Annotated in this window: 21 protein-coding genes; 19 read left to right on the forward strand and 2 right to left on the reverse strand. The window is 43.6% G+C overall.

Features of this window, described 5'->3' with window-relative positions:
* Positions 1-36 precede the first annotated feature (36 nt).
* From MARME_RS09645 to MARME_RS09705, 14 genes are all read left to right on the forward strand, one after another.
* Positions 37-1896, forward strand: coding sequence for a DEAD/DEAH box helicase (locus tag MARME_RS09645; RefSeq protein ID WP_013661073.1), 1860 nt, complete (start codon positions 37-39; stop codon positions 1894-1896).
* A gap of 135 nt (positions 1897-2031) precedes the next feature.
* On the forward strand, positions 2032-3063 hold the full coding sequence (gene pyrC, locus MARME_RS09650) for a dihydroorotase (protein ID WP_013661074.1): 1032 nt from the start codon (positions 2032-2034) through the stop codon (positions 3061-3063).
* A 1005-nt stretch (positions 3064-4068) separates the two neighbouring features.
* Complete coding sequence (locus MARME_RS09655) at positions 4069-4728, forward strand: formyl transferase (RefSeq protein ID WP_013661075.1); 660 nt, start codon at positions 4069-4071, stop codon at positions 4726-4728.
* Positions 4729-5012: 284 nt separating this feature from the next.
* Positions 5013-5291 (forward strand): pyridoxamine 5'-phosphate oxidase family protein, encoded by a 279-nt coding sequence (locus MARME_RS22860; protein WP_223295024.1) that lies wholly within the window; start codon positions 5013-5015, stop codon positions 5289-5291.
* Between the two features lie 470 nt (positions 5292-5761).
* The gene (locus MARME_RS09660) at positions 5762-7411 is read left to right on the forward strand and encodes a tannase/feruloyl esterase family alpha/beta hydrolase (RefSeq protein WP_013661076.1); all 1650 of its coding nucleotides are present in this window, start codon (positions 5762-5764) and stop codon (positions 7409-7411) included.
* Between the two features lie 264 nt (positions 7412-7675).
* Positions 7676-8107, forward strand: a complete 432-nt coding sequence (gvpU, locus tag MARME_RS09665; protein ID WP_013661077.1) for a gas vesicle accessory protein GvpU — start codon at positions 7676-7678, stop codon at positions 8105-8107.
* Positions 8108-8221: 114 nt separating this feature from the next.
* Complete coding sequence (locus tag MARME_RS09670; protein ID WP_013661078.1) at positions 8222-8560, forward strand: zinc ribbon domain-containing protein YjdM; 339 nt, start codon at positions 8222-8224, stop codon at positions 8558-8560.
* A 45-nt stretch (positions 8561-8605) separates the two neighbouring features.
* Complete coding sequence (locus MARME_RS09675) at positions 8606-8989, forward strand: hypothetical protein (RefSeq protein WP_013661079.1); 384 nt, start codon at positions 8606-8608, stop codon at positions 8987-8989.
* Positions 8986-9228, forward strand: a complete 243-nt coding sequence (locus MARME_RS09680; RefSeq protein WP_013661080.1) for a DUF2164 domain-containing protein — start codon at positions 8986-8988, stop codon at positions 9226-9228. Before MARME_RS09675 ends, MARME_RS09680 begins: the two co-directional genes overlap by 4 nt.
* Positions 9229-9498: 270 nt before the next feature.
* Positions 9499-10230 (forward strand): DUF599 domain-containing protein, encoded by a 732-nt coding sequence (locus tag MARME_RS09685; protein ID WP_013661081.1) that lies wholly within the window; start codon positions 9499-9501, stop codon positions 10228-10230.
* Positions 10220-10921, forward strand: coding sequence for an O-methyltransferase (locus MARME_RS09690; protein WP_013661082.1), 702 nt, complete (start codon positions 10220-10222; stop codon positions 10919-10921). The genes MARME_RS09685 and MARME_RS09690 overlap by 11 nt, the downstream gene beginning before the upstream one ends.
* A 145-nt stretch (positions 10922-11066) precedes the next feature.
* Complete coding sequence (htpG, locus tag MARME_RS09695; protein ID WP_013661083.1) at positions 11067-12995, forward strand: molecular chaperone HtpG; 1929 nt, start codon at positions 11067-11069, stop codon at positions 12993-12995.
* Between the two features lie 170 nt (positions 12996-13165).
* Positions 13166-13993 (forward strand): DNA ligase, encoded by an 828-nt coding sequence (locus MARME_RS09700; RefSeq protein ID WP_013661084.1) that lies wholly within the window; start codon positions 13166-13168, stop codon positions 13991-13993.
* 8 nt (positions 13994-14001) lie between these two features.
* The gene (locus MARME_RS09705; RefSeq protein WP_013661085.1) at positions 14002-14724 is read left to right on the forward strand and encodes an alpha/beta fold hydrolase; all 723 of its coding nucleotides are present in this window, start codon (positions 14002-14004) and stop codon (positions 14722-14724) included.
* 22 nt (positions 14725-14746) lie between these two features.
* Here MARME_RS09705 and MARME_RS09710 read toward each other — a convergent pair whose 3' ends face one another.
* Positions 14747-15058 carry an ArsR/SmtB family transcription factor gene (locus MARME_RS09710; protein WP_013661086.1) on the reverse strand — a complete coding sequence of 104 codons (312 nt, stop codon included), beginning with the start codon at positions 15056-15058 and terminating at the stop codon, positions 14747-14749.
* 222 nt (positions 15059-15280) lie between these two features.
* A complete protein-coding gene (gene xthA, locus MARME_RS09715; protein ID WP_013661087.1) occupies positions 15281-16087 on the reverse strand; it encodes an exodeoxyribonuclease III in 807 nt (268 codons plus the stop codon).
* Positions 16088-16235: 148 nt separating this feature from the next.
* On the opposite strand from xthA, the gene gorA reads away from it, so the two are divergent.
* The 5 genes from gorA to cobO all read left to right on the forward strand — a co-directional run bounded on the left by gorA (position 16236) and on the right by cobO (position 24298).
* Positions 16236-17594 carry a glutathione-disulfide reductase gene (gene gorA / locus MARME_RS09720; RefSeq protein WP_013661088.1) on the forward strand — a complete coding sequence of 453 codons (1359 nt, stop codon included), beginning with the start codon at positions 16236-16238 and terminating at the stop codon, positions 17592-17594.
* Between the two features lie 165 nt (positions 17595-17759).
* Positions 17760-19235 carry an aminoacyl-histidine dipeptidase gene (locus tag MARME_RS09725; RefSeq protein WP_013661089.1) on the forward strand — a complete coding sequence of 492 codons (1476 nt, stop codon included), beginning with the start codon at positions 17760-17762 and terminating at the stop codon, positions 19233-19235.
* Positions 19236-19487: 252 nt separating this feature from the next.
* Positions 19488-23222 (forward strand): methionine synthase, encoded by a 3735-nt coding sequence (metH, locus tag MARME_RS09730; protein ID WP_013661090.1) that lies wholly within the window; start codon positions 19488-19490, stop codon positions 23220-23222.
* 28 nt (positions 23223-23250) lie between these two features.
* Positions 23251-23706 carry a hypothetical protein gene (locus tag MARME_RS09735; protein ID WP_013661091.1) on the forward strand — a complete coding sequence of 152 codons (456 nt, stop codon included), beginning with the start codon at positions 23251-23253 and terminating at the stop codon, positions 23704-23706.
* Positions 23690-24298: a cob(I)yrinic acid a,c-diamide adenosyltransferase gene (gene cobO, locus MARME_RS09740; protein WP_013661092.1), complete on the forward strand. Its 609-nt coding sequence runs from the start codon at positions 23690-23692 to the stop codon at positions 24296-24298. Before MARME_RS09735 ends, cobO begins: the two co-directional genes overlap by 17 nt.
* Positions 24299-24823 lie beyond the last annotated feature (525 nt).

The raw sequence follows: 24823 nt of genomic DNA on the forward strand, positions 1-24823 counted from the left end.
GCACTTCAACCATCCTATAGAAAGGTACTCATTTACATGTCTGACGCTGATATTCAGCCAACATTTGATTCGTTGGGCTTAGCCGCCCCTATTCTTAAAGCGGTTGCCGACCTCGGTTACGAGCAACCCTCAGCTATCCAAGCGCAAAGTATTCCTTACCTTCTTGAAGGGCACGATTTACTAGGGCAAGCGCAGACGGGTACTGGTAAGACTGCAGCGTTTGCGCTACCGCTGCTTTCACGTATAGATGTAACAAACAAGTCAACTCAACTGTTGGTACTTGCTCCTACTCGAGAGCTTGCTATTCAGGTTTCCGAAGCGTTTCAAAGTTACGCTCGCAATATTCCTGATTTCCACGTACTGCCGATTTACGGTGGTATGTCTTACGATACGCAATTACGTCAATTGCGTCGCGGTGTTCAAGTTGTTGTCGGCACGCCAGGTCGTGTTATGGACCACATCCGCCGCAAAACACTGAAACTAGACGGCTTACAAGCACTTGTGCTTGATGAAGCGGATGAAATGCTTCGTATGGGGTTCATCGACGACGTCGAATGGATTCTTGAACATACACCTGACGGTCACCAAACAGCATTGTTCTCAGCAACAATGCCACCTGTGATCCGTAAAGTGGCCAACAAGCATCTTAACAACCCTAAAGAAGTTAAGATTCTGACGAAGACATCTACAGCGACAACTATCAGTCAAAAGTACTGGCAGGTAAGCGGTATTCATAAGTTGGATGCGTTAACACGTATTCTTGAAATGAACGAACACGATGGCATGATCATCTTTGTTCGTACTAAAGCTGCAACGGTTGAATTGGCTGAAAAGCTAACCGCTCGTGGTCATGCTTGTGAAGCGTTGAACGGTGACATCAGTCAAAACTTACGTGAACGTACTGTAGATCGTATCAAGAAGGGGCAAATTGACATTCTTGTGGCAACAGACGTTGTAGCACGTGGTCTAGATGTTGATCGTGTGAGTCATGTTGTAAACTACGACATCCCTTACGATACAGAATCTTATGTACACCGTATTGGTCGTACTGGCCGTGCGGGCCGTTCTGGTACAGCGATCCTATTCGTTGGCCATCGTGAACGCCGCATGTTGCAGCAAATTGAACGTGCGACTCGTCAAGCGATTGAGCGTATGCAATTGCCTACGGCTTCTGATATCAACGAACAACGTGTTGCTCGCTTTAAACAGCGCATCACGGACACAATTGATAACGAAGATCTGGATTTCTTTATTGAATTGGCTGCTAGCTACCAGAAAGAAAACGATGTAGACCCTGTTAAGTTAGGTGCGGCATTAGCGCACATGGCACAAGGTAAAACACCGTTGCTTCTGAAAGAGCTTGAAGTTCGTCAAGAGCGTCGTGAACGTCGTGATCGTGATGACCGTCCTGATCGTGCAGAACGCGCGCCTCGTCGTCATCGTCCTGTTACGGCAGATGCGATGCCACTTAAAGACAATCCAAGCATGGACATGCAGCGTTACGTTGTTCAAGTCGGCTACCGTGATGGCGTTAAGCCGGGTAACATCGTTGGTGCGATTGCAAATGAAGCGGACGTTGAAAGTCGCTACATTGGTCATATCGAAATCTACGAAGATTTCGCGACCGTTGATTTGCCAGCAGATCTTTCTGAACAGGCTATCGGTAAGCTAAACAAAACTCGTATTTGTGGTCAGCGTACTGAAATCAGTGTCCTTAAAGACGCTGATGCATTAAACGAGCGCGCTTCTAATCCGAGCCGTCGTCCTGCTGGTGGTAATCGTCGTCCAGCTGGCGGTGGTGAGCGTCGCGGTGATCGTCGTCCTGGTGGCGGTGGTGATCGTGGAAGACGTTCCAACAGTGCACCACGTGAACGTCGTGGTAAACGCTCTGAGTAATCATTAGAGTAAAAAAAGCCGAGTCTTGACTCGGCTTTTTTGTGTGCGTGACAACCCCTTGCCGTACACTTTTAATAAGAAATACGTCGCTTTACACAGTAAATAAATCAAAGCAGAGAATAAAAAGGCTTAAGCATGAACGAAATTACCCTCATAAAACCTGACGATTGGCATCTTCATTTCCGTGATGGCCTAATGCTTAATGAAACCGTAAAAGCAACCGCACGTTGTTTTGCGCGCGCGATTGTTATGCCAAATTTAGTGCCGCCTGTTACAACAGGAGAAATGGTTGCAGCGTACCGTGACCGTATCATGGCAGCTCGCCCAGAAGGTAGCAGTTTTGAGCCGCTAATGACCTTGTACCTGACTGACAAAACGACAGCAGACGATATTAAAGCCGCAAAAAAAGCGGGCGCTGTTGCAGCCAAAATGTACCCAGCGGGTGCAACGACCAACTCTGATGCTGGCGTAAACAGTTTAGATTCATTGTTTCCTGTGTTTGAAGCGCTTGCTGAAAATGGCATGCTGCTTTTGATTCATGGTGAAGTCACCGAAAAACACATTGATATCTTTGACCGAGAAAAAGAGTTCATCGATCGACACCTAGTACGTATCGTTGAAAAAGTACCTTCTTTAAAGGTCATCTTTGAGCATATCACCACCAAAGATGCGGCGGACTTTGTAATGTCGGCTCGTGAAGGTGTTGCTGCAACGGTCACACCACAGCATTTAATGATGAACCGTAACGATATTCTTGATGGTGGTATAAAGCCGCACAACTATTGCTTGCCAGTACTAAAGCGCTCGACGCACCAAGAGGCATTGCGTAACGCAGTGGCTTCAGGTTCAAATCGATTCTTCCTTGGAACAGACTCCGCGCCGCACGCGCGTCATAAGAAAGAGAATGCGTGTGGGTGCGCGGGATGCTACAGTGCTTGGTCTGCTCTCGAGTTGTACACACAAGTATTCGAAGAGTTAAACGCGCTAGACAAGCTAGAGGGTTTTGCTAGTTTGCACGGTCCCGACTTCTATGGGTTGCCTCGTAACACTGAGACCGTCACGCTAGTAAAAGAAGACTGGCAAGTGCCGGACAGTATTATCTTGCCTGACGGCGATCCGATTGTTCCATTCTACGCCAATCAAACCGTACGTTGGAAATTGAAATAACTTAACGCGGCTCTGGTCTCATCTGGAGCTCGTTTCCCCGACCTTAACGGTGTCGTCTAAGGGGAAAATGTCCATTCCTGCAACATTTTACCTAGAAGGTATGCTCGAGCCCTAACTACAATATAGGTTTAGGCAGGCTTGAAGCTAGTTTTTCAAGGTATGCTCGCGCCCTGCATAGGAGCGGGTGCTGGTATTGCCGTGACTCGCTTTAAAAAAGGCAAATAAACATAAATTCTATGTTGGAGAAAAACAAGATGATATCCTTAGAAGCTACCAAATTTTAAAAAATGGTAATGCAGGGCGTTTGGTTGTTTACTCAATCATAATCTGTGATGGCGAGTGCTAAAAAACAATATACTAAGCATGTTCTCTAGTAGAAGTATTGATGATCGGCAGTGTGTGACTGGGCGCGTTAACGTTTGCCATTGCTTGAATGTTAGGTAAAAAATAATGGATATAATTAAAGGAAGAGAGGAGTATAGAAAGATCATTCTACAACTCCGGCTAGAATTATGGCCTTATTATAGTCATGAAACATTAAATGAATAAATAACAAAAATATTTAACTCGAATGATTACTTTATTTATATAGTCGTTGAAAATAATGACCCTATTGGTTTTATAGAATTTTCGATTAGAAAAGATGCTCCCAGAAGTCACGATCAGGAAATTCCCTACATAGAAGGTTGGTGTATTCGTTCAAAATATTGAGGAAAGGAATATGGGCGGAATTTAATGGAATTTGTAGAGGGTTGGGCTATACAAAAAGGATATAGAAAGTTGGCAAGCGATACGACCACTCATTACCCATGAAGTCTAGAAGCTAACAAAACTGTCGGTTTCACAAAAATTAAAACAACGCATCACTTTATAAAAGAGATATAAGCATCTTAACAAGTGGATTGAAAATGATGTGTGAGGCTGTTTCTCTGATCAGGCTGAAGCTTGCTTATACCTTCCTTAACTTTAACGTTGTATTTTCAATAGGCTATGGATAGTTACAGAATGAAAATTATTATTTTAGCTAATAAAAATATTGCGAGTAATTATGCTCTTAATTTGTTAATTCCAGGCCTTAGGGGCCACGATATATCGGTATTTTTATCGTCAAAAGTTGGTGCTAGCCAAAATAATATACCTCGATTGGAAACGTTGAAATTTTTTGAACAAAATCGTTTTAATCAATTGATGTCACCATTAATCAATAGAGTCCATTTTGAATCGGAATGTAAAACTTTTGAACAATTGAATGAATACTTGTTGCAACTAATGGAGGTGTTAAATAAAATTAACTCATTTGAAAACATAGAGAAAATAAGAAAGCATCAACTTGACCTGATCATTTTAATTCGCTATGGCAATATACTTAAAGATGATGTAATAAATATTCCTTCCTTTGGTGTATTGAATTTACATTCAGGTCTATTACCAGAATATAGAGGTGTGATGGCTACTTTTTGGTCAATGTTAAATGATGAAAAAGAAATTGGTACGACATTACACTATATTGAAGATGGAAGTATTGATTCAGGTCGAATTCTGTCTAAATCCAGATTTGAAGTTGACAAAAATAAGTCATATCTTTGGCATGTATTAAATCTATATGTTTCGGGTGTAGAATTGATATTAAATGCTATTTTTCTTATAGAAAAAATAAAACGGTAGGAGCTTTTTCTCAGCCAAGCTCAGGTCAGTACTTTTCATTCCCATCATCAAATGATTTATTAGAGTTTGAAAATAAAGGATTTTCTTTGGTGGATGAAAATGAAATAATAAACTTTTTTCTAGATTATTATTTATAATGGAATGTTTAATGGATCAGAAGGGCTTAAATTCAGATAATAAGAGCAACACCGCGTACTGTGTTGACGTGATGAACAGTTATATTAACTGGTTACTCTAAGCTGGCGGAAATATTGTTTCTCGTATAAACCATTAATCTATGTTTCATGTTAAGAGTGGTAAAAATATGCTTACCTTCAGAAGTAAAAAATTCATTAAATGAAAGTGTGCTTTGCTGGCTGTCAACATTAGGAGCTGATGGTAATCCAAATTGTTCTCCCAAAAAAAATTTTACCTTTGTCGACGACCTCCATATTGTTATTGCTGATATTGCGTCATCAAGCAGTAGGAAGAACGTTCTAGATAACCCGTTAGTTTGTGTTAGTTTTGTGCATGTACTTAAGCAAAAAGGCTTTAAGGTTAAAGGGGCCGCACATTATATTTAACCATCAGATAGTGAATATGGAGCTTTATTTACCCATATCAAGCCACTTGTTAGTGACGTTTTTCCAGTGAGAGGCTTGTTTAATATTTCGGTCACTCAGATTCAGCCGATTATTGCTCCCGGTTATTTTATTGTTCCAGGTACAACGGAAGCATCACAAGTAGAAAAAGCGAAACGATTTTACGGAGTATGCTCGTCAAATTTCGACCGGATCTCTTTCGCATGATGATATCTTTGTAATCTCTTCATTCATATTTTGAATGTATTTTCTCTATGTAAGAGATGAAGTATTGGCTGTATCTAGTCTCCAAATGTTGTCAATTCCCATGGTGTTTTAAGAATAGCGTTCTAAAAATTGAATTCGTTAAGGAGGAATTGAATTATTTTTATTGTTTATTGTGCTTATTATTGGTTAGCGCTCAAACTGTTTTGAGTTGCAGCTATTAAAATAACAAAAAAACAGGATCCTATATGAAACCGATTCTATTGCTTAACACAAGTTTTGCTCTGTTTCTGACTGCATCGCTTGGACAAGCCGCTGAGATGGACTGTCAATCTTTGCCAAACTCAATATCAAACAACGTTGATATAACAACAAAATATATTTCTAACGATGATGTTGTGAATGTTCCCTATTGCCTGGTATTAGGAGAACTTGATAAGCGGACAGGAGTGGATGGCAAATATTACTCGCTGAAATTTGAACTGCGATTGCCTGAAAACTGGAAGAAGCGGTTTGCATTTCAATTTAATGGTGGTAACGATGGTGCGGTTAAGCCTGCTTTGGGTGTCGTAGCAGGTTTAACACCGGATCAATATCCGATTAATCAAGGGTTTGCTGTGGTATCCAGTGATGCGGGCCACAATGGCAAATTGAATCCAAACGCTGGGTTAGTCGGCGGGGCAATATTTGGCCATGACCCTCAGGCGCGTCAAGATTATGGATATTCTTTTATCGAAAAATTGAACCCTGCTGCGCGGCAGTTAGTAGAAAGCTATTACAAACAGCCGATTCAATATGCGTATGGTATTGGTAAGTCTAATGGTGGACGGCAAGCGATGGTGTCGGCTGTTCGTTACCCAAATATGTTTGATGGCTTGTTGATCGGCTATCCCGGTTTTAACTTGCCTAAAGCGGCGGTTCAACATGCCTGGGATATTCAAGCGCTTCACGCTGTAAACAGTGACATTAGTCAAGCACTGACCCGCCAAGATTTGAATTCGTTTTCAGATGCGATATTGGAGCGATGTGATACTTTAGACGGTGCGCAAGACGGTTTGATATTCGCATCAGATGAATGTCAGAAGCTCTTTAATCCGCAGGCGTTAAGTTGTGCAACGGATTCGAGACAAGGTTGCTTACCAGAAGAAAAAATTAACGCGCTGGTCTTGATGCACCAAGGTCCTAGTAATAGTAAGCATGAGGCGCTCTATTCTGATTGGGTATATGACTCGGGTATTCGTTCAGGTGGATGGCGTTTTTGGAAAGTTGAGAGCCATATCAAATCATGGGATCATCAACCTATTATTGGGGTTATGGGGGCGGCATCTCTAGCGCATATATTTAGCACGCCACCTGTTAATGTAGGCGGAGACCCCAAGTCATTGATTGACTTCTTATTGGCCTATGATTTCGATGAAGATGCGCCAAAAATATATAATAAAACTAAAATGTTTCCACTGTCAGCGATGAATGTGATGACACCACCTAACGCTGATAATCCAATACTGAAAGAGTTCCAACAGTCAAATGGCAAAATGATGATTTATCATGGCAACAGTGACCCTGTTTTCTCTGTTAAAGATACTGTGCGCTGGTACAATCGTTTAGATGAAAATAATGATGGAAACGCGAGCAATTTTGCTAAATTGTATCGCATTCCAGGTATGCCGCATGGTCAAGGTGGGCCTTCTGCTGATCAATTTAATATGCTTGAACCGTTGATTTCTTGGGTTGAACAAGGTCACTCTCCTGCGGAGGTTGTTGCAGCAACACGTGATGATAATCGTGATATTCCAGAAACTATGAAAGGGATCTCTCGCCCTCTGTGTCCTTATCCATTGACTGCTATATACAAAAAAGGTGATGTTGCAAAAGCACGTTCATTTGCCTGTCAATAAGTCTTCTGTTAGAAAAATAGGTGTGTTTTTTCTTTGAAATAAACACTTCTTTGAACCTAGCGAGTTGGTGGCACTGTCATCAACTCTCTTCTATCATAAGCAATGCCACTGATATGCATGTAAAAAACGAAAATTAAGATGTGAGTTTTTCGTTTTTGCCGTTATTTTTAAGATGCTTGTATCCTGCCGGAAAAATGTACTATGTTATTAATCTTTAATTGGTTTTATATATCAGTTTATTAATAGCAAATGTACGGACTATCTATGAATGAAAATAATGCAACGCTAACTGAAGTGGTTGATATCGATAGCAAAGATTGGTTTTTGCAAGATTTAATTGAAATTACTAATAGCGGTAAAATGACTTTTGATATTACGTTAACCGTTGGCGGTTTTTTAGTATCGGGTACGTTAGTCGGAGGTAAGGAATATTTTGACGGGTTTGGTGAAGAGTTTTCGTTTGGATTAGACGGTGAGGCTGCTGAAAAGGTAAAGTCGGCGTTTGCTAAAAATGGGCTCATGTACACTGAAACACATGCACCTGCTGTGCCGCCAAATTACGTACATCTAAAAAATGCGCGTTTTTTCCATACCGTTGGCACGCCAGTTCCCGAGAATCGTGGTGTTTGGTGGCGAGGTAGAGTGTCCGAAGTTGTTGGCTTCTCTCTCGGCGCATTAGTTGCAGACGATGAATAGGCACAGCGTTTAAGTTCAGTAGCCACTGTGATTGCATAATGTCGGTAAGTGACTCGTCAAGTCTCGGCGGAGGCATTAGTATAGGCATTTTTTTTAGACTAAAGGTCATGACTTATGTCTCTTCCACCATGTAAGCAATGTCAATCAGAATACGTTTATCAAGATCAGGAGTTGTTAATTTGCCCTGAGTGCGCCTTTGAATGGAGCCCATCCGATGACGATTCTGAAGAGGCTGAACCGACAGTATTGGATGCTAATGGAACGGCACTCCACGAGGGCGATAAGGTGACACTGGCAAAAGATTTGAAAGTGAAAGGGAGTTCTCAAGTGCTTAAAATTGGCACTAAAGCATTAATAAAGCGCATTGTAGACGCTAAAGATCATCAACTTGATTGCCGAGTGGATGGTGCAGGCGCGATGATGGTAACGGCAAAATTTGTAAAGAAAGCATAACGCTTTCCTATTCCTGTTTTTAACAATAGTCATGCTCAGGGCGCTATGAAATTAGAAGATCGTCTCATTACCTATTACGGTACGGTTTTGATGCTGGCCAGCATCTACTATGCCTTTGCTTTTTTCTTTTTAGTGGTAAATGACATTCCTATGTACTTGGATTGGTTGGTGTCCTATCCTACCGATGGTAACTATATGGGGATGTTGTTGTTTTATGGCAGCGGTGTCGTCACGCCTGCTGTTTGCGCTCTGTCAGGTCGGAAGTTGTCTACCGTCAGAGTGATTGAGTACCCTTTGTTGGTGGCGTTTATCTGGATCAGTATTTGGAACTTTATCGGTCACATTTTATTGGTTCTAGGGTTTGGTGTTTATTTGTTTAAGTTGCTCTCAAAAAGAGGCTCTGATCGTATAAAGGTGAAGCGAAAATGAAAGATATTGAGCTTGATAGAGCTGAGACGGAGCAGCTCGTGAGTAAGATCAAACGTTATTTTACAGATGAACTGGATCAGGATATTGGCGGATTTGAAGCGGAGTTTCTGATTCAATTCTTTCTTAAAGAATTGGCGCCTTATGCCTACAATAAAGGTTTATCGGATGCGCAGTCAGCGTTCAATGAGAAAGCGGATGAGCTAGGTTATCTCATTCAGGAACTTGAACAGCCGATCTAAAGGAGTGTCTTTTGTTAGCAAGTAAACGTTAAGGGCGGGAACTCCCTTTGTTCGGCCGCAGTGCGCAACAATTTGATATAAAGAAAATACAAAAAAGTCTTACTTTTTAATGGTTTGTTCATGGTGTCGATGGCGCAATTAATGGTTTAATTGTCTGGTGAAACTGCGAATTTTTGCCTTGATCGTCAAACTCTTTGATAAAACCGAAGCTCAAGCAATCTATTGGTAGCTTCCCAGTAGTCCATCATTCTCTTTAGGTACCTTTATATAATGGAAACCGAAACGGCTTCTCGTCTTTTAGATCCGCTCAATATTGCCACTATCATCGTGTTTTTTACGTGTTGGTGGGGGTACTCATTTTACGCACAATACAATTCAAAACGTAAATCCTGCTTGGTCAGTGTATTACACCAATTTCGACTGGCTTGGATGACGCGTTTGCTAAGGCGAGATAATCGCATCGCCGATGCCTCTGTGATGGCGAATTTAGAACGAAGTAGCTTGTTTTTTGCGTCCAGTAGCTTGCTTATCATTGCTGGCCTTTTTACTGCGTTTAATTATTCCGAAAAAGCCGTTGGGATTATTGCTGATTTTTACTTGCTGGCGCCGAACAGTCAGCAAGAATGGGAGATGAAGGTTATCATGTTGATCGTCATCTTTGTCTACGCCTTTTTCACATTTACGTGGTCTGTGCGGCAATACAATTTCTGTTCGGTTCTGGTGGGCAGTGCGCCGCTTGCGACTGAACGGGGCATAGACGAAAGCGAGAGACAGTCTTACGCGACGCATATGGCGCGTGTATGTAGCTTAGCCGCGAACCAATTCAACTACGGTTTACGAGCGTATTATTTCGCAATGGCATTTTGCGGTTGGTTTCTCGGTCCTTATTTTTGCATGGCATCGAGCGTCATGGTGGTGCTGGTGTTGTATCGCAGAGAATTTCGTTCTAAAACGTTTAAAACCTTAAATCGAGGCCTAGTAATAAACAACCATGCTTCCTAATTTTCCAAAACCTGTTTCTGAAGAAAACCGTCCTGTAAATCGCACGGTTAAAGTGGACGACACTTTGTATGACTATTTGATTGATCATTCGGTCCGTGAACCCGAAGTGTTAGACGCATTGCGTCGCGAAACGGCTCAGTATCATATGGCTCGTATGGCGTTGTCGCCAGAAGTAGGGCAGTTTTTAGGCATGCTTGTGTCATTGGTTAATCCAAAAAAGGTGTTGGAAATAGGTGTGTTTACAGGGTATAGCACGATTTCGATAGCAAGGTATTTGTCTAAAGACGCAACTATGTTAGCCGTTGATAAGAAGCAAATGTGGTTGGACATCGCTAATCGATACCTTGAGCAAGCAGAGATTAAAGCGGATGTGAAAACCGTATGCGCAAACGCGGTTGAAGTCATGCAAGACCTCGTTAAAACAGAGTCAGGAACGTATGATTTTCTCTTTATCGATGCAGATAAAGCCAATTTAATGGCTTATTACACAATGGGGATACAGTTGTTGTCATCTGGAGGTTGCCTCATTATTGACAATACACTTTGGTGGGGCAACGTTGCGAACGCTGAGTTTGACGATAAAGATACGGTCGCAGTTAGAGCATTAAATGATTATATTCACTCTGACGCTGATGTTACCTTGTCCCAGTTGCCGATTGGCGATGGTTTAACCATAGTGCGTAAGCAATAGGTTTTAACGCCTTGTCATTAAGCGTAAAGAATTTGTGGGTTTGGCCTTGAAATCTAATTTGCAGCCTCTATCTAAGAGAACACATTACTGTAAATAAACCCTTCCTTGGGTTGATTAAGTGTTTTAAATAGGAGCTGCTAGAAAGATGGCAACAGAAACTCAAAAAGAAACGTTAGGATTCCAAACTGAAGTGAAACAATTGCTTCACTTGATGATCCACTCTTTATACTCGAACAAAGAAATATTTTTACGAGAGCTGATCTCTAACGCATCTGATGCTGTAGACAAACTACGCTTTGAGTCGGTATCAAACGCAGACTTACTATCCGAAGATCCTAATCTACGCGTTCGTTTAGAATTTGATAACGAAGCGGGTACGGTTATCATCGATGATAACGGTATTGGTATGAATCGCGATGATGCAATCAATAACCTAGGTACGATCGCTAAATCTGGAACCGCTCAATTTCTTGAACAGCTTAGCGGCGACCAGAAAAAAGACAGTCAGTTGATCGGACAGTTCGGTGTTGGTTTTTACTCTGCCTTTATCGTTGCAGACAAAGTAACGGTAGAAACGCGTAAAGCAGGCGCAGCGACGGATGAAGCTGTACGTTGGGAATCCAGCGGTGATGGCGACTTTACGATCGAAGCGATTGAAAAAGAAACACGCGGTACACGCATTACGCTGCATTTAAAAGCAGACGAAAAAGATTTCGCGGATAACTACCGTTTACGTTCTTTGGTTACCAAGTACTCTGATCACATTTCTATTCCAGTTGAAATGGAAAAAGTGGTTTATCCAGAAATGGACGAAGAGGGTAACCCAAAACCTGTTGATGAAAACCAAGCGGTCGAGTTTGAAGCTGTTAACTCAGCAAAAGCGCTTTGGACTCGTGCTCGTAGCGAAGTGTCTGACGAAGAATACTCTGAGTTCTACAAGCATGTATCGCATGACTTTCAAGATCCTATCAAGTGGTCGCATAACAAAGTTGAAGGTAAGCTTGAGTACACAAGCTTGCTATACGTTCCTTCAAAAGCGCCGCATGATCTTTGGAACCGTGATATGCAGCGCGGTTTGAAGCTTTATGTTCAACGCGTCTTTATCATGGACGAAGCAGAAGCATTCCTACCACCTTACATGCGTTTCGTTAAAGGTGTGGTTGATTCTAACGACTTGTCACTGAACGTTTCTCGCGAAATCCTTCAGAATGACAAAGCGGTCGACTCTATGCGTTCAGCGTTGACTAAGCGTGTATTAGACATGTTGTCTAAAATGGCTAAAAATGAGTCAGAAAAATATCAAACGTTCTGGGATGAGTTCGGTAACGTACTGAAAGAAGGGCCTGCTGACGACTTTGGTAACAAAGACAAAATCGCCCAGTTGCTTCGCTTTAGTACGACGCACACTGATAAAGCAGAGCAAACTGAGTCTCTAGCGGGTTATGTTGAGCGTATGTCAGAAGGTCAGGATAAGATCTACTACATCTACGCTGAAAACCACAACACAGCGAAGAACAGCCCTCACCTAGAGATTTTGCGTAAGAAAGGCTTTGAGGTTCTGTTGCTAAGTGACCGTATTGACGAATGGATGATGTCCTCTCTGCAAGAGTTTGATGGCAAAAAATTCCAAGACGTTACAAAAGGTAAGCTTGATCTAGCAGAAGACGAAACAGAAGAAGCGAAGAAAGAAAAAGAACAGAAGGCAGAAGAAATCAAGCCACTGTTAGATCGCATGAAAGCTGTTTTAGAAGAGCAAGTAACCGACGTGACGTCCACTGATCGTCTAACCAACTCACCAGCGTGTTTGGTTGTTGGTGAGTACGACATGGGTCTACAAATGCGCCGTCTACTTGAGCAAGCAGGTCAAGCAATGCCTGAGTCTAAGCCAAGTTTAGAGATTAACCCTGATCACCCGATCGTGGTTAAAATGGACTCGGAAGCAGATGAAGAGCGTTTTTCAGACATGGCTTGGTTGCTGTTTGAGCAAGCGACGCTATCAGAAGGCGGTCAATTAGATGATCCAGCTTCATTTGTATCTCGCATGAACAAGCTTATTGTTCAATTAAGCCAGTAGTTACAGCGGCTTAAACATAAAAGCCTGCCAGCGTTTCGCTGGCGGGCTTTTGTATGTTCTACACGTAATATTTTATGTTGAGATTTTGACACGACGACCGTGCAAAGATCTCACGTTAACTGAAGATAAAGTTGCTACGGATTTGGCGATTTTACAGAAAAGGATTTTCGATGAAAGTGTCCCGTCTCGTAGGCTTAATGAGTCTACTGCTTCCTTGTTGTTTGTTTGCCCAAGACGTACAGCTTGCAAAAGTGTACCGAGAAGGCGTTCCCGTCTCTGAATATTATGTCAGCGAAAAATACGACGGTATCCGCGCCATTTGGAACGGTCACCGTTTGCTCACTAAAAATGGTCATGAAATACACGCTCCCGATTGGTTTACTCACGATTTGCCAGATGTTTGGCTAGATGGGGAACTTTGGAGCAATCGAAATGACTATAGATTTGTAGCATCGACAGTTTTAGACAAAACACCAGAAGAGGCGGCATGGCGCAAGATCACGTACATGGTTTTCGACGCACCAGATTATTCGCGTCCTTTTAGTGAGCGCTGGCACATATACGGCGAATTAGTCGCGTCGCTTAAGCTGAACCATGTTCAAGCGGTACAACAACGAGAGCTTGAATCGAAAGAGGATCTTTACATATTACTCGAAGAAATAACTAATATGGACGGAGAGGGCCTAATTTTACACAAAAAGTCTGCTTTATTTGCATCGGGTCGATCTGGAAACTTGCTAAAATTTAAGAGATTTGAAGACGCGGAGGCCTCCGTGGTTTCCGTATTACCAGGAAAAGGAAAGTTCAAGAATATGATGGGAGCGTTACTGGTTGAAATGCCAACAGGCCAACGTTTTAAAATTGGGACAGGTTTTACTAATGTTCAACGTATGAATCCCCCAAGAGTAGGTGATCGAGTTACCTACAAGTATTTTGGGTTTACAGGGACAGGCTTGCCGCGTTTTGCGAGCTTTTTGCGTGTAAGGCCTCAAGAGTAAGACTATTTATGAAAATTACTAAGTCTGTAAACAGGAAACTCTACTGCTTGCCTGGCACCATGTGCGACGAGCGCCTTTGGCGTGAACTTGAAAGTCACATTGCAGTAGGTACGGAGCTCGTCCATATCGATATTCCAATGGAGCCAAGCTTAAATGCGATGATGGATAAGCTGGCAACGGTTTTACCCGACGAGCCTATTGAGCTTGTGGGTTTTTCACTAGGAGGCTATTTAGCGAGTTATTTTACGGTTTATCATCCGCACCGTATTTCTACCCTCTATATGATCTCAAACAGTGCCCAAGCGCTGCCTGATAGTGAGCTTGCTCAAAGGAAGCAGGCATTGAATTGGGTGTCTAAAAGTGGCTATCAGGGCGTGCCCGTAAAGAAAGCGGAATCCATGCTTGGTGCTAGAAATAGGCGTAAAAGAAGCATGGTGCAACAAATTATGTCAATGGCGGAAGAAATGGGCGAGAAGGCATTTGTCACTCAGCTTGATGCGACCATGGATCGTCCATGCCTGATCGATGCTCTAAGTGCAACGCGTGTCCCAATTAAGGCGTTCGTTGGCATGGAAGATAATCTCATTTCTATGCGACAGATTCGAAAGCTATCACAAGTTGAAAATTTGAATATCTATTTAACGTCTGATTGTGGTCATATGTTGCCAATGGAACAGCCCAAATGGTTGGCTTCTCACCTCAATAACTTACTTATTCATTCAGGTCTGTAAAAAGTAACACGGCGGGTAGCATTTACTCTTTGCAGAATAGGGCATATAGAGTCTGCATGAGTTGCTTTACTCGCTCATCCCCGATGGAATAGTAGATGGTTTGCGAATCGCGACGTGTCGTGACCAAACCATCTTTTCTCAAAACGGCCAAGTGCTGAGAAAGCGCGGATTGGCTTAAGGGCAATCGTTTGTTTAGGCCACTTACGGACAGTTCTTGATCTACTAGATTACATAAGATGATCAAACGTCGTTCATTTCCCAATGCCTTCATAAAGCCCGCTGCTTCCGCTGCGCGAGCAAGCATATCATCCATGGATAAGTTGCTATCTGTCATATATACCGCTATCCAATGTTTAAACTAAAATTCTAAACCCATGAGCTCAAAACCCATGCTCTTAACAAGAGTATTTCGGTTGTAAATAAACTTTCATCCACAGACTCTGTGGATAAGCTTGGGGGAAGAAGTCTGATAATGTCGTCTTTCTTCCCGTTTATAGGCATTCGTTATTACTAACGCAGTGCTGTCTAAAAAGTGCTCAGTTTCGCAGGTCGTAGATTAAGAAAAACTCGCCCAAATCGGTGCGTGATCGGAAGGCTTTTCAATACCGCGTATATCGTAGTCTATACCCGTTGCTTCTAACTGATTAATCAATCCATTGCTGGCTAGGATAACATCAATTCTTAGTCCGCGCTTAGGCGTGTCTTCAAATCCTTTAGATCGATAGTCAAACCAGCTAAACAGTTCGTTGCTCTCTGGATTTTGAGATCGATAGGTATCAACAAATCCCCAGTCGAGGAGTGCGTCGAACCATTCTCTTTCTTCGGGTAAGAAACTGCATTTTCCGGTTTTAAGCCAGCGTTTTGCATTTTTCTCACCGATACCGATGTCGAGATCCGTTGGTGAAATATTAACATCCCCCATTACGATGATTTTCTCATCCTTTGAGTGACTGGCAAGGTAGGCCATTAGATCAGCATAAAATTTACGCTTAGCAGGAAACTTCGTTTCATGGTCGCGACTTTCACCTTGAGGAAAGTATCCGTTAATTACTTTAACCGGACCATTTTCAGTGTCGAAGGTTGCAATGATCATACGACGTTGTGCGTCTTCTTCGTCTGTAGGGAAACCGTACTCGACGCTTGTTGCGGGTTGCTTACTAAATATAGCAACGCCATAGTGTGATTTTTGACCGTAATAATAGGCGTGGTAACTGTGCTCTTCCGGTATTTCCTTTGGAAATGCGTCGTCATGTACCTTGATTTCTTGTAAACCAATCACATCGGGTTGATGCTTTTCGACCAGTGCTGCGATTTGATGGGGACGTGCTCTTAGTCCGTTGATATTAAAAGAGATAACTTTCATTTCAATTTAGCCTTCTTGGTTAAGCCTGATTGAACAAAGAATAAAGCTTATTGCTAAAAAATGCGATAATTGCAGCGGTTTTAGAGCATTTGTAATGGCTTTCTATTATGGTTACATGCATTAGAAAAAGATAAAGGAGTTTTGAAAAATGTCTTATCAGTACGATCTGTTCGTTATTGGTGCTGGTTCTGGTGGAGTTCGAGCAAGTCGTGTTGCTGCTTCCAAAGGATACAAAGTGGCGGTTGCAGAGTCGTCTGCCTTAGGTGGGACTTGCGTAAACATCGGCTGCGTCCCTAAAAAGCTGTTTGTTTATGGCGCGGAATTTTCTCATATTGCGAAAGACGCGAAAGGGTATGGTTGGTCTTTCTCTCAACCGTCTTTTGATTGGAAGACATTGCGTGATAACAAAACCAAAGAAATTGAACGATTAAATGGTATATACGGTAATTTACTCCGTTCTCCTGGTGTTGAGATTATCGAAGGGCACGGCAAGCTGATCGACGCACACACAGTCGAAGTTGCTGGTAACACGTATACCGCAGAACGTATTCTAATCGCGGTGGGCGCGACGCCATTCGTACCGAACTTCCCAGGTAACGAGCATGTTGTTGTCTCCGACAATATGTTTTACCTAGACGAATTGCCGTCAAAAGCATTGGTTGTCGGTGGTGGTTATATTGCAGTCGAGTTTGCTGGCATTTTAAAAGGTCTTGGAGTGGATGTCTCATTGGCTTATCGAGGCGATCAACTGCTTAGAGGGTTTGACTCTGACGTGCGTGCTTTCGCATCACAAGAGTATGTGAAGTCCGGTGTTGATGTTCGCTTAAATACCGATGTTGCAAGCATTGCCGATCAAGATGGGTCCAAACTGGTGACCTTTAAAGACGGTAAAACCGAAAACTTTGGCCTTGTGTTGTATGCGACGGGCCGTGTTCCAAATACTGCGAATCTTGGATTGGCCGAAATCGGCGTGAAGATGTCTGGAAAAGGGGCGATCGAGATAAACAATAATTACCAATCGAACGTCGAAAGTGTCTACGCCATTGGTGACGTGACAGACAATATTCAACTAACGCCAGTGGCAATCAAAGAAGCAATGGCTTTGCTGGATTACTGGTTCGAAGGCAAAGACGTTCAGTTTGACTACGACAATATTCCGACTGCCGTTTTCAGTCAGCCTCAAATTGGCACAGTGGGTCTAAGCGAAGACGAAGCGGACAGCAAAGGGTTAGATATTCGTGTGTATCAGACCGATTTCAAGGCCATGAAGAACACGTTAAGTGGCAGTGAAAGTCGCTCCTTTATGAAGCTTATTGTGAACAATGAAAATGACGAGGTAATCGGTGCGCATATGGTAGGTGATTACGCCGGTGAAATCATTCAAGGTTTGGGGATCGCGATTAAAGCGGGCGCGACCAAAGAGCATTTTGATTCGACCATTGGTGTTCATCCAACAAGTGCTGAAGAGTTTGTTACCTTTTCTGCGAACGCACTAAAAAAACGTTAGTAGATATTCTTACTACAATCTAACGATTGCGGTCCGCCGGACACGCCTCATGCAACGCCTTCATTTGCTTTTTGAATGAAGGCATTTCTTTATTTGAATTGCCTTACATTGCGTCTTCCCTATATTGTCTCTGTATCTAATAAAGAACATTAAGAGACCTTATCTATGAACGAGCACCTCGCGGATTTAGAGCCAAGTATCGTGTGGCGTCATTTTCAAACTCTGTGCAATACGCCACGCCCGTCATACAAAGAAGCGGCGCTGAGAGATAAGCTGATTCGCTGGGCGGAATCCAAACAGCTTGCGACCTACGTCGATCCTGTGGGGAACTTGATTATACGAAAGCCAGCGACGCGCGGGATGGAGGATCGTGAGGGCGTTGTCTTACAAGGTCATTTGGATATGGTGGCGCAAAAAGACGCGAACATCGAACATAACTTCGAGTACGACCCAATCAAAACTCAGATTATAGACGGTTGGGTGCATGCAATAGGAACGACCTTAGGGGCTGATAATGGGATCGGCGTCGCAGCGGCGTTGGCGGTGTTGGATTCTGAGGAGATTGAGCACGGGCCTATTGAAGCCTTATTTACGATTGAAGAAGAGTCGAGTCTTCGTGGCGCATTGCAATTAGAAGAGGGCATTCTTCAAGGAAAAATCTTACTGAACCTTGACTCTGAAGACCGAGGCGATGTCTATATTGGTTGCGCTGGGGGTGTTGATATCAATGTGAAAAAAGCCTTTAACGCAAAGACGGTTGTTGATGACCAAATAGGCGTGACACTCCGTATTGACGGTCTTAAAGGCGGACATTCTGGATTGGACATCCATAAAGGCCGTGCCAGCGCGAATGTGTTGCTGATTAGAGTGTTAAACGCATTGCAGGATCAATTTGAACTGTCTCTCACGTCGTTCAATGGGGGAACACTGCGTAATGCGATTGCTCGCGATGCAATCGCTATGCTTAATGTGAATCATCTTGTGTTTGCTGAGATCGAAGCCGCATTAGAAAGCCTTTTGAATGACATTAAAAACGAATATTCGCAGGTTGAGCCAGATTTACGTATTAAATTGAGCGTTGGTAGCCCTGCTGAGACTGCGCTTGATAAAGATGATCAGATCGCCTTGCTAGCCTCACTTAATTGCGCTCCTCATGGTGTCATGCGAATGAGCATTGAATTGGAAGGTGTGACAGAAACATCCTGCAACTTGGGTGTCATTAATCTTGAAGCGGATAACAGCGGCAAGTTAATTTTTAGTTCATGTTTGCTAACCCGTTCCCTAATTGATTCTGCGTTTGAAAACATTGCGAATAAAGCCAAAAGTGCCTTTCTTTTATGCGGTGCGGATGTATCGTTTGACAATGGCTATCCGGGGTGGAAGCCGGATGCAGGTGCACGTTTATTAACGCAATTTCTAAAGGTTCATAAAGAGTCGATGGGGTACGATGCCAACGTCAAGGTCATACATGCCGGATTAGAATGCGGCATTATCGGCGCGAAATACCCGGGCATGGAAATGGTGTCGTTTGGTCCGAATATTCGCGGAGCGCACTCACCGTCTGAAAAATTGGAAATCCGTTCTGTCGCAGATTTCTGGGTGTTATTGAAGTCTCTCTTAGCGATGACATCGATTAAGTAAAAAACAAAATACAAAGAACAGTGCAAGGCAAAGGAAGGCGATCATTGGCGTCGTCGGAGAAGGATACGCTGACGACCCAATGCTGTTAGTAAAATTTAACGCTTTAGAGCGCCAGAACACATTGTTAGGACGACAATCATATACATTCTTGTAAGAACATTCGCTTCATTCATTTTCCTATTATAATTTTTCAACTCTTTTTTATGTGTGTCGGTTATAGTAGCGGTGAAACTTAATATTTGAGGTGAAAGTGTGGTCGTTAAATCTCGTTCTTATGAAGCGATCGAAAATCGTTTAAAGGAAAATATACTGATTCTAGACGGTGCAATGGGCACTATGATTCAGGATTATAAATTTGAGGAAGCTGATTTTCGAGGAGAACGATTCGCGGACTGGAAAAGCGAACTGAAAGGGAACAACGACTTACTTTCACTGACTCAACCTCAAGTGATTAAGGCGATTCATACCGCGTACCTTGAAGCGGGTGCTGACATTGTTGAGACGAATACCTTCAATGCGAATGCCATTTCCATGCTTGATTACCACATGGAAGAACTTAGCTACGAAATCAACTATGAGTCTGCGAAACTTGCGCGTCAGGCAGCCGATGAGATCACAGCCAAAGAGCCGCACAAACCTCGTTTTGTTGCGGGTGCTATTGGCCCCACATCGCGTACTTGTACCATTTCCCCTGATGTGAATGACCCAGGTTATCGTAATGTTCATTTTGATGAGCTTGTCGCTGCGTACGATACGGCGCTGGATGGTCTCATCAAAGGCGGCGTTGATCTTATCTTAATCGAAACAATTTTCGACACATTGAACGCCAAAGCGGCGATCTATGCCGCATTAGAATACTTCGAAAAAACAGGGGTACGTTATCCGATTATGATATCGGGCACGATCACCGACGCGTCGGGTCGAACCTTATCTGGTCAAACAACCGAAGCGTTCTGGAACTCCATTGCACATGCCAAGCCCATTTCCGTTGGACTAAACTGTGCGCTTGGCCCAAAAGACCTACGCCAATATATTGATGAACTGTCTCGCATCGCTGATACACAAGTCTCTGCACACCCCAATGCTGGCCTACCGAATGCCTTTGGTGAATACGATGAGTCACCAGAAGAAATGCTTGAAGAGATTCAAGGGTGGGTGGACTCTGGCTTCCTAAACATCATAGGTGGCTGTTGCGGAACAACGCCGGAACACATTGCTGTGTTTGCCGAAGCGTTCAAAGAATCCGCACCTCGAACTATTCCAGAAATCGAAAAAGCGTGTCGCCTGTCGGGGTTAGAGCCATTTAACATTGATGAAAGTAGCTTGTTTGTAAACGTGGGTGAAAGAACCAACGTAACAGGTTCTGCTCGATTCAAACGTCTTATTAAAGAAGGCGATTATGACGCCGCATTGGAAGTCGCGAGGCAGCAAGTAGAAAACGGTGCCCAAATTATCGACATCAACATGGACGAAGGGATGTTGGATTCTCAAGCGGCCATGGAGCGTTTTCTTAAATTAATTGCCTCTGAGCCAGATATCTCTCGTGTTCCGATCATGCTTGATTCCTCAAAGTGGGAAATCTTAGAAGCGGGCCTGAAATGGGTTCAAGGTAAGGGCGTCGTAAACTCCATTAGCTTGAAAGAAGGCGAAGAGAAATTCGTTGAGCAAGCTCGAAAACTCATGAAGTACGGCGCAGCCGTGATCGTTATGGCGTTTGACGAAGTAGGTCAAGCGGACACTCGTGAGCGCAAGATAGAAATTTGTCGTCGTTCGTACGACGTATTGGTTAACAAAGTTGGCTTTTCACCAGAAGACATCATCTTTGATCCCAACATTTTTGCGATCGCGACAGGTATTGAAGAACATAACCGTTATGCTTTGGACTTTATCGAAGCAACGGGCGATATTAAACGAGAGCTGCCTTACGCTAAAATCTCTGGCGGCGTGTCCAATGTCTCTTTCTCATTCCGTGGTAACAACCCTGTGCGCGAAGCGATTCACGCCGTGTTCCTATACCACGCGATCAAACAAGGCATGACAATGGGGATCGTGAACGCGGGTCAACTTGCGGTTTACGAAGACATTCCACCACGTCTACGAGACGCCGTGGAAGACGCGGTATTAAACCGAACACCTGACGCAACGGACACCTTGCTTTCCATTGCTGGTGAATTCGTCGGAACAGGCGAAACGGTCGAAGCAGAAACTCAGGAATGGCGCTCATTTGACGTAAGTGAGCGTCTGAGTCATGCCTTAGTAAAAGGCATTACAGAATTTATCGATGAAGACACTGAAGAAGCACGCCAACAGTACGATAGACCTCTCGAAGTAATCGAAGGGCCGCTCATGGCGGGCATGAGTATTGTTGGTGATCTGTTTGGTGCGGGTAAAATGTTCTTACCGCAGGTCGTAAAATCAGCACGAGTCATGAAGAAGGCCGTTGCGTATTTGATGCCGTTCATCGAAGAAGAGAAAGCACGTAATTCAGATACCGCTTCTTCAAGCGCTGGTAAAGTCATCATGGCAACCGTAAAAGGTGACGTGCATGACATTGGTAAAAATATCGTCGGCGTTGTACTTCAATGTAATAACTTTGAAGTGATTGACCTAGGTGTCATGGTACCCGCAGAGAAAATCTTGCGTACCGCGCGTGAAGAAAACGCCGACATTATTGGTTTATCTGGACTGATCACACCGTCTTTGGACGAGATGGTTCATGTTGCCAAAGAAATGGAGCGTCAAGAGTTCGACCTGCCTGTCATGATTGGTGGCGCAACGACCTCTAAGGCCCATACAGCGGTTAAAATTGAACAAAATTACAAGCGTAACCAAGTCGTGCATGTGACGAACGCCTCTCGAAGTGTGAGTGTTGCCAGTTCGTTATTGACCAAAGACGAAGAACGTCGTAAAGAATTTATCGACACCATTAAAGATGACTACGAAAAAACGCGTAAACGCTTTAAAGACCGAGCAAGTGCTGGCCGTCGCGTGTCGCTAAACAAAGCGCGTGAAAATAAAACGCCTGTTGATTTCAGCTCTGTTGTGACACCTAAGAAACTCGGCATTACCGTTTTTAAAGAATCGGATATCGATTTTAATATTGTTCAAAATTACATCGATTGGACTCCGTTCTTCCAAACGTGGGAATTGGCAGGCGCTTACCCACGAATTCTAACGGACAAGGTCGTCGGAGAAGAAGCCACTCGACTCTTTGCAGACGCCAAAGCCATGTTAGCGAAGGTTATTGAAGAAGGTAACCTAGACGCAAAAGCCGTTGTTGGCTTGTTCCCAGCAGCTCAGGTTAACCATGACGATGTGGTCATCTACGAAGACGAAAGCCGTCAAACGGAACGCATGACACTGAGCTTCTTGCGTAATCAGAACGAACTGAAAACACCGGGTAAATACAACCAGTGTCTATCTGACTTCGTCGCACCAAAAGACAGTGGTGTTAACGACTACATGGGCGCGTTTGCGTGTGCGGCTGGCTTTGGTATTGATCCAATTGTCGAAGCGTACGAGGCTGATCACGACGACTATAACTCCATCATGGTCAAAGCCGTGGCAGATCGTTTAGCGGAAGCAACAGCAGAATACCTGCATGAAAAAGTGCGAAAAGAACTATGGGGTTATGCTGAAGACGAAACCCTGACCAACGAAGAGCTGATTAAAGAGCGTTATAAAGGCATCCGTCCTGCACCGGGTTACCCAGCGTGCCCTGATCACACTGAAAAAGCCAAACTGTGGGATCTGCTAAACGTAAAAGAAAACGCAGACATAGACCTAACGGAAAGCTTCGCAATGTGGCCCACGGCGGCTGTAAGCGGTTGGTACTTTGGGAACGCCGAAAGTAACTATTTCGGAGTCGGTAAAATTGGCCCTGATCAAGTAGAAAGCTATGCTGAACGCAAAGGTATGAGTAAAGACGACGCAGAGCGTTGGTTAGCTCCGAATCTAGGGTATGACCCAGAAGACGACCGCGTATAAATCGCGTACTAAGAAGCAGGGCTAACGCGTGAAGTTATATGAGTCTTCAACGATAATATCCGCTACACCTGATGTACTTTGGCGTGTTATGAGTGAGCATTTTCAAGATGAAAATGCTCAACTCTTCTATATCGAATCGACGCTGCCATCCTTACCCTCAATGGCGAACATTAAGCTTGTCTCTAAATATGGCTTTCGACGACGTGCCATCAAAGGGCATGTGTCATTAGCAGAACCACCAAATAAACTCGTACTTAGTTTCACCGTTTCGTTACCGATTTTCAAAACAAAAGAGTATTGGTCTATCTCAATTGAATCCAATAATGACTTTTCATCCGTAATAACGTTTTCATCGAATGTAAACGGTTGGCTAACCCTGCGACATATCCGAAACGTCAGTACCGAACGCCAACTGCAAATCGATAACTTCATTCACACGTTAAAGAACAAAATTGAGGTAGTCAGCAATGTCCAAAGCGATTAAAGATCCCGAAAAACACGTCGAGAGAATGAAACGTATTAAAGAGCACGTCGACCGTCGGATAGCAAAAGCGCAAGAGGACAAAGGCACGTTTGTGTTGCTCACAGGTAACGGAAAAGGGAAGTCCAGCTCATCATTAGGAATGGTTGCAAGAGCACTCGGGCACGGTATGAAAGTGGGCGTTGTGCAATTCTTGAAAGGCGAATGGGACACGGGCGAAATAAGCTTCTTCAAACAACATGAAAACGTCCAATGGCACATAATGAGCTCCGGCTTTACATGGGAAACCCAAAACCGCGAACAAGACAAAGCCAGTTCAGAAGAGGCATGGGCACACGCCAAAGCATTGCTGCAAGACGACAGCATCGACCTTGTGGTACTCGATGAACTGACTTATCTTCTACACTACGAATACCTCAACGAAGACGACGTTGTCTCCGCCATCATCAACCGACCTGAAAACCAACACCTTGTTGTATCAGGCCGTGGCGCATCTGAATCCCTTATCGAACTCGCCGACACCGTCAGCGAAATCAAAGAAATCAAACACGCCTTCAAACGCGGTATCAAAGCTCAGAAAGGGCTTGAGTACTAAGCTTGCATTTTAAAGTCACTCCACACTTGATGTGGAGTCCACCTCGCAACCTAGAACGTCTCACTTGGAATCAAAGAAAAGTAGGTCGGCTAAGTCTCGAAGAGATGCCACCCGACATTCGCCGACAATCTTGCACCTCAACACAGTCACTCCGCACTCCGATGCGGAGTCCACCTCGCAACCTAGAACGTCTCACTTGAAACCAAAGAAAGTAGGTCGGCCAAGTCTCGAAGAGACGCCGTCCGACATCTACTAAAGATCTAGCGTTTTTCCTGGTGACCTTGCAACCCCAAACAGTCACTCCACACTCGTTGTGGAGTCTATAAATAGCAGCCTAGGAAGTGCATCTCTAATCTTCGCCAAAAAATCAAAAAACTGCGCTTATATACAGTCTATTTTTGCCTTATCTCAAAAATGGCTCACTATTTACGAGGTGAACCAAATTCACTTTCTCGGTTCGTCTATAATGCTTTCAGAAAGTGTATTAATATCAGGAGTATAGTGAATGGGTGGCCGAAATAGTGT

The sequence above is a fragment of the Marinomonas mediterranea MMB-1 genome (assembly GCF_000192865.1).
GTDB classification, from domain to species: domain Bacteria; phylum Pseudomonadota; class Gammaproteobacteria; order Pseudomonadales; family Marinomonadaceae; genus Marinomonas; species Marinomonas mediterranea.